The following is a 12,563-nucleotide window of genomic DNA, read 5'->3' on the forward strand; positions in this document are numbered from 1 at the left end:
CCCTGTTGTGGGGCCGGATCATGAGAGTTCGAAAAAGGGTTGGCATGATACCCGCTCTCGATGACCGGATAAAGGCTGAATTGGATAAAATCTGAACAGTTATTCCGTTATCGCCAAGGGTTCTGTCTGGCGCCTGGATTCAGAAAACTGACGTCAATCCGCATTCGGCCTTCAGCCTGCGCAATCGGCTCACTCGGGTGAGTGGAAGCTCAGACTGTAGTTCACCGCCTTCGGTCCTGGATCAAGAATATCCAGGGCAATGTGGATCGGCGTCTGCGGGGGCATGTCCGTCTGCCCCTGAAGGTCGCCACCCAGGTACTCGCCGGGCTTGAAGCTGCGGCTGGCGAGCAGGTGGCCATTGAGGTCGGCGAAGCGCAGTTCCAGCAGCGGGAAGGGCTGGGTGAACTGCGCACGGTTGTAGATGATGGCGTCCACCACCAAGGCTCCGTTGAACTCCGGATGGCTGCGCACCACCAGGTTGCTGCTCTTGATTCGGGCGATATCCACCCGCGACGGCACTTTGCAGCCCAGTTCCGGGCACAACTGCTGGAACCACGGCCGGTACTGGTCCTGGCGCGCCAGTTCGTCGAAGTGATAGGCGATGTACTGGCCTGCCAGGCCGGAGGCGGCCAGCAGGATCAGCAGGCACCAGAGCAGGCGTCGGCCCCAGGGCGAGCGCCGCCGCTGCCAGTCCAGGTGAATGGGGTCATCTTCCAGGTCTTGCAGCACATCGTCCTGGACTTCCGGTTCGCTGCGGGCGCGACGGGTTTTCGGATGGCTGGCCGGCACGACCTCGGTGTCGCTGCTGAGGGGAGCGTGGTGCTCCAGGGGCTCCAACTCGGCGTCCAGTTGCAACTTGGGTGTCCTGGGCTCGTCGTCCAGGTCGTCGAGGTTGAAGGACAGCGAAGGCTCGGTGCGGCCTGGCTTTATGGGCTCGACCGCCGGTGACGGGGCTTTGCTTTCAACCGGCAGCGGCACTTCGGCCAGCTCGTCGTGTTCGGCACTGGTGGCGCTCAGGCGGCTGTCGGGCCAGTGTTCTTCGTCGGCATCCGGCGAGTCGCGGCGGGCGCTGAGGGATTCGCCCTTGCCCGGCTCCTGGCCAAAGTTCTTGGCCGGCTGGATCTCTCGCTGTTCCAGCTTGGCCAGCTCCTCGTCGAGGTCGAGGTGGTCCAGGTCCAGTTCAGAGGCCGACCATTGCTTCTGGCTGATGGCCCGCTGCGGTACAGGCGCGGCGACGGCTGGCGGCGCAACGGGCACAACAGGCGCAGGCGCGGGTGTGGCTGCCGGTGCGGGGCTGTTGACGACGGCTTCCTTGCCAGCGCGTTGCTCGAGCAACTGCCGTGCGGCGTTGAACACCTGCAGGCATGAGCCGCAGCGAACCACCCCACGGGCCACGCTCAATTGAGCATGGCTGACGCGGAAGCTGGTTTGGCAATGCGGGCACTGGGTGACGAAGCTGTCGGTCATGCGGCCATCCGGGTTAGGCAAGCGGCCATTCTAGCGCCGACGACCGGTGATGCGCACCCAGCCATCACGATTGGCGATTGGGTCCAGGTCGAAGTCCTGGGCGTAGGCGGCCGCCACTTCTTCGCCTTGCTCGGCGAGGATTCCGGACAGCGCCAGGCGGCCACCGGGCTTGACCAGGCTCGACAGTTGCGGCGCCAGGGAAACCAGGGGGCCGGCGAGGATGTTGGCCACCAGCACATCGGCCTGCACCTGGGGCAAATGCTCTGGCAGGTAGAGCGGGAACAGCGCTTCGGCGATGTGGTTGCGCCCGGCGTTGTCCCGGGACGCTTCCAGGGCCTGGACGTCGATGTCAGTGCCCACGGCGTGCTTGGCCCCCAGCAGCAAGGCCGCGATGGCCAGGATCCCCGAGCCGCAGCCGAAGTCCAGGACGTTGCAGTCTTTCAGGTCCTGGCCGTCGAGCCATTCCAGGCACAGGGCGGTGGTCGGGTGGGTGCCGGTGCCGAAGGCCAGGCCCGGGTCCAGCAGCAGGTTGACGGCGTCCGGTTGCGGCGCGGCGTGCCAGCTCGGCACGATCCACAGGCGCTGGCCGAACTGCATCGGCTCGAAACCGTCCATCCAGCTGCGTTCCCAGTCCTGGTCTTCGATGACTTCGCTGTGGTGCTCGGGCAGCGGGCTGCCGGTCAGCAGTTCCAGGTGGGCGAGGACGCTGGCGGCTTCGGTGCCGCCCTCGAACAGGGCCAGCAGATGGGTGTGGGACCAGAGCGGTGTGGTGTTGAGTTCGGGTTCGAAGATCGGCTGGTCTTCGGCGTCCATGAAGGTCACCGATACGGCGCCGACTTCGAGGAACGCGTCTTCATAGGTTTCGGCTTGTTCTGGGCTGATGGCGAGACGGACTTGCAGCCAAGGCATGGCGGGCACCTTTGAAAATATGTGAAGTGCAGCCTAGCGGGCCGCGAGAAGCGCGCAAGTTTACGCGAGCCCGGCGCAGAAGACGAGGCAGGCACCCGGTAGCAGCGCGCTCGTTTCTGCAGATACGACAAGGCCGCTCGAAAGCGGCCTTGTCGGTGTGGCGTGTGGCTGATCAGTGTTGATCGGCCAGCTTGTGCTCCAGGTAGTGAATGTTCACTCCCCCTTTGCAGAAGCCTTCGTCACGAACCAGATCACGGTGCAGCGGGATGTTGGTCTTGATCCCGTCGACCACGATTTCGTCCAGGGCATTGCGCATGCGTGCCATGGCTTCTTCGCGGGTCGCGCCGTAGGTGATCAGCTTGCCGATCAGCGAGTCATAGTTCGGTGGAACGGCATAACCGCTGTACAGGTGCGAATCGACGCGAACGCCGTTGCCGCCTGGCGCGTGGAAATGCTTGACCGTACCCGGGCTCGGCATGAAGGTTTTCGGGTCTTCAGCGTTGATCCGGCATTCCAGCGAGTGACCGCGGATAACCACGTCATCCTGTGTGAACGACAGTGGGTTGCCAGCGGCGATGCTGAGCATCTCCTTGACGATGTCGATCCCGGTGACCATTTCCGAAACCGGGTGCTCTACCTGCACGCGAGTGTTCATCTCGATGAAGTAGAAGCGGCCGTTCTCGTACAGGAACTCGAAGGTGCCGGCGCCACGGTAGCCGATGTCGATGCACGCCTTGACGCAGCGAGCGAAGACTTCCTGGCGAGCCTTCTCGTCGATGCCCGGTGCCGGCGCTTCTTCGAGAACTTTCTGGTGGCGGCGTTGCAGCGAGCAATCGCGGTCACCCAGGTGGATGGCGTGGCCCTGGCCGTCGGAAAGCACCTGGACTTCCACGTGACGTGGGTTGGTCAGGAATTTTTCCAGGTAGACCATCGGGTTGCCGAACGCTGCACCGGCTTCGGTGCGGGTCAGCTTGGCGAAGGAGATCAGGTCTTCTTCTTTATGCACTACGCGCATGCCGCGACCACCACCGCCGCCAGCGGCTTTGATGATCACCGGGTAGCCGACTTCACGGCCGATGCGCAGCGCCGTTTCTTCGTCTTCCGGCAGTGGGCCGTCGGAGCCTGGAACGGTTGGCACGCCTGCTTCGATCATCGCGTGTTTGGCCGACACCTTGTCGCCCATCAGGCGGATGGTCTCGGCTTTCGGGCCGATGAACGCGAAACCGGAGTTCTCGACCTGCTCGGCAAAATCGGCGTTTTCCGCGAGGAAACCGTAGCCTGGGTGAATGGCGGTAGCGCCAGTCACTTCAGCTGCCGCGATGATGGCCGGGATGTGCAGGTAGGAATGAGCGGCGGACGCCGGGCCGATGCAGACGGATTCGTCTGCCAGACCCAGGTGCATCAGCTCTTTGTCAGCCTTGGAGTAAACGGCGACGGTCTTGATGCCCATCTCTTTGCAGGCACGCAGAATCCGCAGAGCGATCTCACCGCGGTTGGCGATAAGAACTTTTTCCAACTTCGCAGTCATCAACGTTTCTCCGCGGTTCAAACGATGGTGAACAGCGGTTGGTCGTACTCAACCGGCTGGCCGTCTTCGACGAGGATGGACTCGATCACGCCGCTGGTTTCAGCTTCGATGTGGTTCATCATCTTCATGGCTTCAACGATGCACAGCGTGTCGCCTTTCTTCACGGTCTGGCCAACTTCCACGAAGGATGGCGAGGACGGCGAGGATTTGCGATAGAAGGTGCCGACCATCGGCGAACGGGCAACGGTGCCGTTCAGCGCTGGAGCAGCAGCGGCAGCCGGAGCGGCAGCAGCCACTGGAGCGGCGGCAGGTGCAGCAACCGGAGCCTGCATCGGAGCCGGTGCGTAGTACTGCTGGGCTGGCGTCTTGCTGTGGCGGCTGATGCGTACGGACTCTTCGCCTTCCTTGATTTCCAGCTCGTCGATGCCGGATTCTTCCAGCAGTTCGATCAGTTTTTTGACTTTACGGATATCCATGAATCGTCAACTCCCAAGGGTCGGTCAGGGGCGTTTATTGCTTGTCGTTCAAGCGTTTGCTTGTCGTTCAAGCTGTTCTAGGGCGGCCTCCAGGGCCAGTCGGTAACCGCTGGCGCCAAGGCCGCAGATCACTCCCACCGCAACGTCGGAGAAGTAGGAGTGATGGCGGAAAGGTTCGCGTTTGTGCACGTTGGACAGATGCACTTCGATGAATGGGATGCTCACCGCCAGCAGCGCGTCACGTAATGCGACGCTTGTATGCGTAAAAGCTGCTGGATTGATCAAAATGAAGTCCACGCCTTCGCCGCGGGCCGCGTGGATCCGTTCGATCAATTCGTACTCGGCGTTGCTTTGCAGATAGAGCAAATGGTGCCCCGCATCGCGGGCCCGTTGTTCCAGGTCCTGGTTGATCTGCGCCAGGGTCACCGCCCCGTAGACGCCCGGTTCACGGGTGCCGAGCAGGTTCAGGTTGGGTCCATGGAGAACCAGTAGGGTGGCCATCGGCTGTTCCTTGTTATCTGTAGGCGGTGGTCAGAACTCGGCGACTATGCCGGAAAGACTTTATGACTGTCCAGTTCTCTGCAATAGCCAGCACGATGACCGATGTTTGCGCGAAATATATGACCAACCGGTTAATTCCGGTCATTTGCCTTGGCAATGCGCTCAGCGAAGTCTTTGCCGTTGATTTCGCCGATAACCCGAATATCGCTGCGCTCGAGCCCATCTTTGCCGAAGAACATCAATGCCGGAGGGCCGAACAGCTGGTAGCGGTCCAGCAATTGCCGTTGTTCGTGATTGCTGGCGGTCATGTCGAAGCGGATCAGTCGATAGCCTTTGAGGCCTTGGATCACCCGAGGGTCGGTCAGCACTTCGTGTTCGATGACTTTGCAACTGATGCACCAGTCGGCGTACCAATCGAGCAGCAGCGGCTGGCCGGCGTCCTTGGCGGCGCTCAAGGCTTGCTCCAGTTCGGCGGCGCTGCTCAGGCTCTGCCATTGGCTGCCCGGCGCCTGGGCGCTGCTGGCGGGCGGGGTGCCGGCGATGGGCTTGAGCGGATCGGATTGACCGCTGAATGCGCCCCACCAGCAGGCCAGGGCATAAAACACCAGGAACAGTCCCAGCAGTTGGGCGAGACGTTGCCGTGGCGCCTTGTGGCTGAATTCCAGGGCGCCGAGGAACAGGCCGACACCCGCCGCCAGGGCACCGATCAGCAGCAGGGTGATCGGCCCCGGCAGGACGCGGCTGAGCAAGCCAATCGCCAGGCCCAGCAACAACACGCCGATGGCGTTTTTCACCGTCACCAGCCACGGGCCGCTTTTGGGCAGCCAGGCCGCCCCGCCGGTGGCCACCAGCAGCAGCGGGGCGCCCATGCCCAGGCCCAGGGCGAAGAGCTTGATCGCGCCGCCCAGGGCATCGCCACTGGCGCTGATATAGAGCAGGGCGCCAGCCAGGGGCGCTGACACGCATGGCGACACCAGCAGGCTGGAAACCACCCCCAGCACCGCCGCGCCCCACAGTGAACCGCCTTCGGTGCGGCCGGCGATGCGCTCCAGGCGCTCGCTGATAAAGCGCGGCAGTTTGAGCTCGAAGACATTGAACATTGCCAGGGCGAACACCGCGAAGAACAGTGCAAAGGGCACCAGCACCCAGGCCGATTGCAGGCGCGCCTGCAGGTTGAGTTGGGCGCCGAATAGCCCCATCAAGGCGCCGAGCAGGGCGAAGCAGGCGGCCATTGGCAGCACGTAGGCCAGGGACAGATTGAAACCGCGCCAGCCGCCGACCTGGCCCCGCAAGACCACGCCGGAGAGGATCGGCAGCATGGGCAGCACGCAGGGGGTGAAGGTCAGGCCGATGCCGGCGAGGAAAAACAGCGCCAGTTCGCGCCAGCTCCAGGGTGCGGCCTGGGCATTGGCACCGCTGCCGTCGATCTGCAGGCGCTCGGTTTCAGGCGGATAACACAGGCCCTTGTCGGCGCAGCCCTGGTAAGTGACCACCAGGGTAAAGGCCCGCAGGTCGTCGGCCTGGCGCGGCAGTTCGACCTCGAGAATGCCGTGGTACACCTCGACGTCGCCGAAGTATTCATCGTGTTTCTGTTCGCCCTGAGGCAGTTGCGCGGTGCCCAGGCGGATGTCGGCAGGCTCGGCGCGGAACTGCAAGCGATGGCGGTACAGGTAGTAGCCTTCACTGGCGACGAAGCGCAGCTTGATCGATTGCGGGGTGCTGGACACCAGGCTCAATTGGAAGGCGTCGCGCACCGGCAGGAAGTCGGCGCTGTTGTTCACCGCACCCAATGTGGAACTGGGGCGCGATTCCAGCAGACCGGCAGCGGTGGCCGGCAGGGCCAGGACGAGGAGCAGCAGGCAGAGCAGACGGCGCATGGTGAACTCGCAAAGCGGGGGTGTGCGCATAATAGCGGAGCAGGCCGCCCGCTGCAGGCAGGTCAGCGGCAGGCGGGCCGGCGAGCGCTGTGGATCAGACCCGGAACGCCTGCACCGCGGTGTGCAATTGCCCGCCCAACACCAGCAATGTCTCCCCTTGTTCGCGCCCCTCACCGATGCGCAGCAAGTTGTCCCCGCCCAGTTGGTGAATGCGTTCGCTGTGATCGCGAATCTCGCTCACCGCGCCACTTTGCTGGGCGGTGACATCGGCAATTCGCACCGCGGTGTCGGCGATGGTCTGGATGGCCCCGACGATTTCGTCCAGTGCGCCATCGGCGGCCTGGGCTTGGTTGGCCGTGGCTTCGGCGTGTTCTACCTGGGCGCGCATGCCTTCCACCGACTGTTGGGCGGCGCTTTGCAAGGTGGCGATCAGGCCCTGGATTTCCGCCGTCGCCCCAGCGGTGCGTTGCGCCAGGGAACGGACCTCCTCGGCCACCACGGCAAAGCCTCGGCCCATTTCCCCGGCCCGCGCAGCTTCGATGGCCGCGTTCAGTGCCAGCAGGTTGGTCTGGTCGGCAATCGAGCGGATCACCGTCAGCACCCCGCCAATGGTCGCGGACTCTTGGGCCAGGTGCTCGATCATCTGCGCGTTGCCTTGCACTTCACCCACCAGTGCATGCAGGCCGGTGAGGCTCAGGCCGATGACTTTCTGCCCCTGTTCCACGGCGAGCCCGGCACTGCGGCTGGCGTCCGCCGCCTGGCTGGCATCACCGGCCACTTGCTGGATGGTGGCTTCCAGCTCGCCGAGGGCATCGCGGATTTGCGCGGTGTCGCCGGCCTGGCGCTCGGCGCCACTGTGCAGGCCGCTGCTGAGGTCGGCCAGGGCGCGGCTGCTGCCGGCCACTTGCTCGGCGTTCTGGCGAATGGTGCCCACCAGATCCACCAGGTAGGCCCGCAGGCGGTTGAGGGAGGCTTCGATGTCATGCAGTTCGCGGTTGGTCTTGCCCAGTTGAATGTCTTGGCTGAAGTCGCCGTCGCCCAGGTCGACAGGGCCGGTGCCAGGTTGGTCAGGACCCGCGCCAGCTTGCGCTGCAGGCTGTCGATGACCAGGGCGATCAGCAAGATCAGGCCGATCATCAACCCCTGCATCAGCCGTACTTCGCCCTGGATCTGCCCGTGCTGGGCGCGTACCACCGGTTCCAGCTCGGCCAGGGCCTGGCGCACTGCGGTGATTTTCAGGTGCGTGGCGGCGCTCAGGTCGGCGCGTTTCTGGATCTGTTCCCGGGTGCGCCCCAGCTCCGCCGGGTAGCGCCCGAGCAGGCTGTGGAGTTCACGCTTGAGGCCGACGCCGGCGTCTTCGCTGGCCGCTTTTTCGGTGTTTTCCAGGCCCATCATCGCGGCGAAGTCATCGGTGCCGGATGCACTGCTTCCGGCCACCCCCAGCAGCGGCAGGGCTCCCAGGCGCTCGGCCTGCTGGCGCATGTTGCTCAGCTCTCGCTCGACATCGGCGGCCAGTTCACTGCGCCCGCTGCTCACCAGCTTGTCCCGGGCCAGGGACAGTTTGCCCAGGTGTTGGGAGGCGCTAAGCAGCAACGGCAGGTAGGGAGCGGCACTGGCTGGCGACGCATCGCCGGCGTACTGGCTGAGCTGTTCGAGGTTGGCCCCCAGTTCGCGTTCGGCTTGCAGCAGCAAGGCTTGCGGATCACCCGCCAGCTTGCCGGCGGCCAGCAGGTCGGTCTTGCTGAAGTCGTCGAGGCTAGCGAGGCTCGGGCGCAGGCTCTGGGCCAGTTCGCCGGGCAGCTCGGACAGTTCTGCTTGCAGGGTTTCGAGGGCCTGGCTGGCGGCGCTCAGGCGCAGGGCATCGCCGCTGGCCAGGTAGTCTTCGATATTGCGTGCGGCTTGGTTCTGGAACTGCTGGGACAGGCCCAGGTAGCGTTCCATCAACAGGTAAGGGCGTTCCAGGGCGCGTTGCGACCACCAGAGTGTCGCCCCCAGGGCCAGGCATACGGCAACCAATAGAAGGGTGTTGAGATTGGTCAGCAACTTCAGGCGCATCAGGGCTCTACCAACGGCTTGAGTGGTAAGCGCCTGAATTTATTGCGTTTGTATTACAGCGTTATGACCGAGTCGGTGGATTCCGGTGAAAAGATGGCACTTTGACTTGATGTGCGTGCGGCCTGTACCCGGTTGCGTCCGGCGTGCTTGGCGCGGTACAGCGCCTCGTCTGCCTGGCTGGCCATCATCAGGCTGTCGGAGTTCTCCCGCAGCTCCACCACCCCGGCGCTGAAGGTGCACCACAGGTCTTCTGGCTGGGCCGGGTAGTGGATCTCGGCAAAACGCTGGCGGATCTCGTCCAGCACCAGGCAGGCTGCGTCCTGGTCCGTGTCGGGCATGACAATGGCGAACTCTTCGCCACCGTAGCGGCCGATGAAGTCAGTTTTGCGCAGCCGTTGCTTGAGGAACAGCGCCAGGCTCTTGATCACCCGGTCGCCCATGGGGTGGCCGTGGCTGTCGTTGACCCGTTTGAAATGGTCAATGTCGAGCATGGCGAAGCTCAGCGGCTTGTTCTCGCGGCGTGCGCGAAAACTGCAGTCTTCGAGCAGTTGCAGGATGTGGGTGTGGTTGTACAGCCCGGTCAGGCTGTCGCGGACCATCCGCGCCTTGAGGTTGCGCGCCCGCGCTGCACGGTTGCGCACGGTGGTGATCAGGTGTCGCGGCTTGATCGGCTTGGTCAGGAAGTCGTCGCCGCCCTCGCTCATGGCGTCGAGTTGCTTGTCCAGGTCGTCCTCGGCCGACAGGTAGATGATCGGCACGCTGACGTAACGGTCGTTGTGGCGAATCACCTTGGCCAGCTCGGTACCGGTGCAGGCCGGCATGTACATGTCGAGGATGATCAGGTCCGGCTGGAAGTCCGCCAGCTCGGCCATGGCCTGGATCGGCTCGATCAGGGTACGGGTGACGATGCCGGCGCTGTTGAGCAGGCGCTCGGTGTGCAGGGCCTGGGCGCGGGAGTCGTCGATGATCAGTACTTTATAAGGTTCGTACTGGGCGACGCAGGTCAGGACTTCGATCTTCTCCAGCAGGCTGGACGCTTCCAGGGTGCCGGTGAGGAATTCCTGGCCGCCGGCCCGCACCGCCGCCAGGCGAGTGGGGGTGTCGGTTTCGTGGAGGCTGAAGAACAGCAGCGGCAGCTTGTGCTCCAGGCCGACCTGGGCTTCGGCGGCCAGGGTCAGGCCCATGCCGGCGCCGCAGAAATCCACATCGATGACGATCGCTGCCGGCAGCCGTTCCACCATCGACGAGCGAAAGGCGGCAACGCTGTCCAGGGATTGGGCGCTGAGGCCGAAGAATTCCAGTTGCTTGGCCAGGCGCTCGGCGCGGTCGTGATCTTGCAGCATCACGTAGATCGGTTTGCGCAGGGGCGGCAGGAAGGTCTGTTCCAGCTGATCGCCATGGCGCAGGCCGGTGCGCGACAGGCGCTGCATCAGGCGATTGAGTTCGGTGATCAGGCCGCTGCTCAGGCGCCCGCGATTGGCGTCCACCGCTTGCAGGGAGTCGCCGATGCTACGGGCCAGTTGGGTGTGTTCGGGTTGTTCGAAACGTTCGGCGAAACGCAGCAGGCGCAGGTTGGCCTCGCTGAGTTCGGACATGTCGCTGGTGGACCATTCGCTGCGTTGCAGACGCTGCCATATCTCAAGAATCTGACGTGCCTGATGAATTACCCGCTGGGCAAAGTGGTGCTTGAGGCGCTCACGGCTGGGGTCTTCTGGCTCGGTCATATCCTGACTACTAGTTAGGGTGCATGCTGAGATCGACTGGTGGCTCTATGCTAGCACCTCTTTTCGGTCGCATGAGTATCTGGCGTCAATAATCTGCAAAGCGACCTGATTCATTTTTTGACCGGCTGGTCGCATAGGCTCGGGCCCCTGCCTTCCTTTATAGTGGCCGCCTGATTCGCAATCGTGGCGTGGCTCGATTCCGGTGGCGGAGTTAATCCGTACGCGGCAAGGCACGATGGACTAGGGTTGTGGTCGAACCGATGAACTCAAGTGATTGAAAGGAATTAGCCATGCTGGACTGGAAGAATCGCGCGGGCAGCGCGCCGGATCGTGCTGCCGAACCCAAGTCGGCAACCCGCAGCTATGTCGGTGGCCTGCTGCTCAGCCGCGCCCTGGCGACCGTGGTGGGCTTGTATCTGCTGGTGACCATCGGCCTGGGCTGGTACTGGAGCCAGGAACCGGCGTTGTTCCCGGTGCAGCAGAATGCTCAGGTTGCTGCCGAGCAGGAAGGCAAGCAGATGGTGATCGGCTACACCACCGTGGAAACCCTGAAGACCGTGGCCGGCACCTTGCTCAACAAGCCCGGTGGCTACATTTCCAACGACCGCTTTCCGCCTGGCCTGTGGATGGACAACATGCCGAGCTGGGAATACGGGGTGCTGGTCCAGGTGCGAGACCTGAGCCGCGCCATGCGCAAAGACTTCGCCCGTTCCCAGTCCCAGTCCGCTGAAGATGCTGACTTGGCCAAGGCCGAGCCGCGCTTCAACTTCGACAACAAGAGCTGGGTGCTGCCGTCCAGCGAATCCGAATTCCAGGAAGGCATCAACGCCCTGAGCCGTTATCAGGCGCGCCTGTCCGATCCCAACCAGAAGAGCGCACTGTTCTATGCTCGCGCCGACAACCTGAACAACTGGCTGGGTGACGTTGGCACGCGCCTGGGTTCGCTGTCCCAGCGCCTGTCGGCCAGTGTTGGCCGGGTCAAGCTCAATACCGCGTTGAAAACCGAAGTCGTCGCCCCCGGCCAGGTGCCGCAGGTCGATGAAGAGGTGGTGGAAACCCCGTGGATGCAGATCGATAACGTGTTCTACGAGGCCCGTGGCCAGGCCTGGGCCCTGTCCCACCTGCTGCGCGCCATCGAAGTCGATTTCGCCGATGTGCTGGCGAAGAAGAACGCCACCGTCAGCGTGCGCCAGATCATTCGCGAGCTGGAGGCCTCCCAGGAGCCGGTGTGGAGCCCGATGATCCTCAACGGCAGCGGTTTTGGCGTACTCGCCAACCACTCGCTGGTCATGGCCAACTACATTTCCCGAGCCAATGCCGCAGTCATCGACTTGCGTCAACTGCTCAATCAGGGTTGATCCATGGGCGTAACGACCAATGAGGCGGCGCATCGCGCGGCCTCCGACGCCGAACAGATCACCTGGGTCGACGAGCAGGACCAACTGCTCGGCGCCATGGTCCGAAGCGAGTTGCGCGAGCGCGGGTTGATCGGCCGTGGCACCTACATTCTGTTGTTCAATTCTGCCGGTGAACTGTGCGTGCACCGGCGCACCCTGAGTAAAGCCATCTACCCGGGTTACTGGGATGTGGCCGCCGGCGGCATGGTGCTGGCCAGCGAGAGCTACGCCGAGTCGGCGGCCCGGGAACTGGAAGAAGAGTTGGGCGTGGGCGGTGTGGAACTCAGCGCCCACGATCATTTCTTTTTTGAAGACACCGGCAACCGTTTGTGGTGCTCGGCGTTCTCGGCGGTGTGGGACGGTCCCCTGCGTTTGCAGCCTGAGGAAGTGCTGGAAGCGCACTTTATTCCGGTGGAACAGGTGCTGCGGGAAATCCACGAAAAGCCCTATTGCCCGGACTCCCTGGCAGCCTTGCAGCGCTATCTGCGCGGGCGTCGCTAAAGTTGCATAAAATGCCGCGCTTTGGCCCTTAGCAACGGCGCCTTTTGCCGTTACACTGCGCGACTTTTCAAGCTGAACCGGCGCTGCTTTTTATACCCGCACCCGGTTCAGTAGCGCTGCCCCTGCCT

10 protein-coding genes and 1 pseudogene are annotated in these 12,563 nt (G+C 63.4%); 2 read left to right on the forward strand and 9 right to left on the reverse strand.

Annotation, left to right across the window (positions count from 1 at the left end; genetic code table 11):
* Positions 1-189: 189 nt before the first annotated feature.
* From M1B34_RS01035 to M1B34_RS01070, 9 genes and pseudogenes are all read right to left on the reverse strand, one after another.
* Entirely contained in the window at positions 190-1,467 is a 1,278-nt protein-coding gene (locus M1B34_RS01035) for a DUF3426 domain-containing protein (RefSeq protein ID WP_268264199.1), read from the reverse strand.
* A 30-nt stretch (positions 1,468-1,497) separates the two neighbouring features.
* Positions 1,498-2,376: a 50S ribosomal protein L11 methyltransferase gene (gene prmA / locus M1B34_RS01040; protein WP_268262993.1), complete on the reverse strand. Its 879-nt coding sequence runs from the start codon at positions 2,374-2,376 to the stop codon at positions 1,498-1,500.
* 172 nt (positions 2,377-2,548) lie between these two features.
* Complete coding sequence (accC, locus tag M1B34_RS01045) at positions 2,549-3,904, reverse strand: acetyl-CoA carboxylase biotin carboxylase subunit (RefSeq protein WP_268262994.1); 1,356 nt, start codon at positions 3,902-3,904, stop codon at positions 2,549-2,551.
* 17 nt (positions 3,905-3,921) lie between these two features.
* Positions 3,922-4,380 (reverse strand): acetyl-CoA carboxylase biotin carboxyl carrier protein, encoded by a 459-nt coding sequence (gene accB, locus M1B34_RS01050; protein WP_268262995.1) that lies wholly within the window; start codon positions 4,378-4,380, stop codon positions 3,922-3,924.
* Positions 4,381-4,428: 48 nt separating this feature from the next.
* Positions 4,429-4,881 carry a type II 3-dehydroquinate dehydratase gene (gene aroQ, locus M1B34_RS01055; protein WP_268264200.1) on the reverse strand — a complete coding sequence of 151 codons (453 nt, stop codon included), beginning with the start codon at positions 4,879-4,881 and terminating at the stop codon, positions 4,429-4,431.
* A 131-nt stretch (positions 4,882-5,012) separates the two neighbouring features.
* The gene (locus tag M1B34_RS01060) at positions 5,013-6,758 is read right to left on the reverse strand and encodes a protein-disulfide reductase DsbD (protein WP_123329749.1); all 1,746 of its coding nucleotides are present in this window, start codon (positions 6,756-6,758) and stop codon (positions 5,013-5,015) included.
* Positions 6,759-6,852: 94 nt separating this feature from the next.
* Positions 6,853-7,368: pseudogene (locus M1B34_RS33905) on the reverse strand (methyl-accepting chemotaxis protein); the annotation flags it as partial.
* A gap of 83 nt (positions 7,369-7,451) precedes the next feature.
* Complete coding sequence (locus M1B34_RS01065; protein ID WP_425273480.1) at positions 7,452-8,813, reverse strand: coiled-coil domain-containing protein; 1,362 nt, start codon at positions 8,811-8,813, stop codon at positions 7,452-7,454.
* Positions 8,814-8,866: 53 nt separating this feature from the next.
* Positions 8,867-10,537: a response regulator gene (locus M1B34_RS01070; RefSeq protein WP_123329754.1), complete on the reverse strand. Its 1,671-nt coding sequence runs from the start codon at positions 10,535-10,537 to the stop codon at positions 8,867-8,869.
* A 290-nt stretch (positions 10,538-10,827) separates the two neighbouring features.
* Between M1B34_RS01070 and M1B34_RS01075 the strand changes: the two genes are divergently transcribed.
* Both M1B34_RS01075 and M1B34_RS01080 read left to right on the forward strand, forming a co-directional pair.
* Positions 10,828-11,895 carry a DUF2333 family protein gene (locus M1B34_RS01075; protein ID WP_123329756.1) on the forward strand — a complete coding sequence of 356 codons (1,068 nt, stop codon included), beginning with the start codon at positions 10,828-10,830 and terminating at the stop codon, positions 11,893-11,895.
* 3 nt (positions 11,896-11,898) lie between these two features.
* Positions 11,899-12,435 (forward strand): NUDIX hydrolase, encoded by a 537-nt coding sequence (locus M1B34_RS01080; protein ID WP_268264201.1) that lies wholly within the window; start codon positions 11,899-11,901, stop codon positions 12,433-12,435.
* Positions 12,436-12,563: the final 128 nt, after the last annotated feature.

Origin of the sequence: Pseudomonas morbosilactucae (genome assembly GCF_023241715.1) — a bacterium.
In the GTDB taxonomy this organism is placed as follows: domain Bacteria; phylum Pseudomonadota; class Gammaproteobacteria; order Pseudomonadales; family Pseudomonadaceae; genus Aquipseudomonas; species Aquipseudomonas morbosilactucae.

Excerpts from the sequence above, each read along its gene's own strand:
- M1B34_RS01075 (WP_123329756.1), top strand. The coding sequence starts at position 10,828 with ATGCTGGACTGGAAGAATCGCGCGGGCAGCGCGCCGGATCGTGCTGCC.
- prmA (WP_268262993.1), bottom strand. The coding sequence starts at position 2,376 with ATGCCTTGGCTGCAAGTCCGTCTCGCCATCAGCCCAGAACAAGCCGAA.
- M1B34_RS01060 (WP_123329749.1), bottom strand. The coding sequence starts at position 6,758 with ATGCGCCGTCTGCTCTGCCTGCTGCTCCTCGTCCTGGCCCTGCCGGCC.
- aroQ (WP_268264200.1), bottom strand. The coding sequence starts at position 4,881 with ATGGCCACCCTACTGGTTCTCCATGGACCCAACCTGAACCTGCTCGGC.
- M1B34_RS01035 (WP_268264199.1), bottom strand. The coding sequence starts at position 1,467 with ATGACCGACAGCTTCGTCACCCAGTGCCCGCATTGCCAAACCAGCTTC.
- M1B34_RS01065 (WP_425273480.1), bottom strand. The coding sequence starts at position 8,813 with ATGCGCCTGAAGTTGCTGACCAATCTCAACACCCTTCTATTGGTTGCC.
- M1B34_RS01080 (WP_268264201.1), top strand. The coding sequence starts at position 11,899 with ATGGGCGTAACGACCAATGAGGCGGCGCATCGCGCGGCCTCCGACGCC.
- M1B34_RS01070 (WP_123329754.1), bottom strand. The coding sequence starts at position 10,537 with ATGACCGAGCCAGAAGACCCCAGCCGTGAGCGCCTCAAGCACCACTTT.
- accC (WP_268262994.1), bottom strand. The coding sequence starts at position 3,904 with ATGACTGCGAAGTTGGAAAAAGTTCTTATCGCCAACCGCGGTGAGATC.
- accB (WP_268262995.1), bottom strand. The coding sequence starts at position 4,380 with ATGGATATCCGTAAAGTCAAAAAACTGATCGAACTGCTGGAAGAATCC.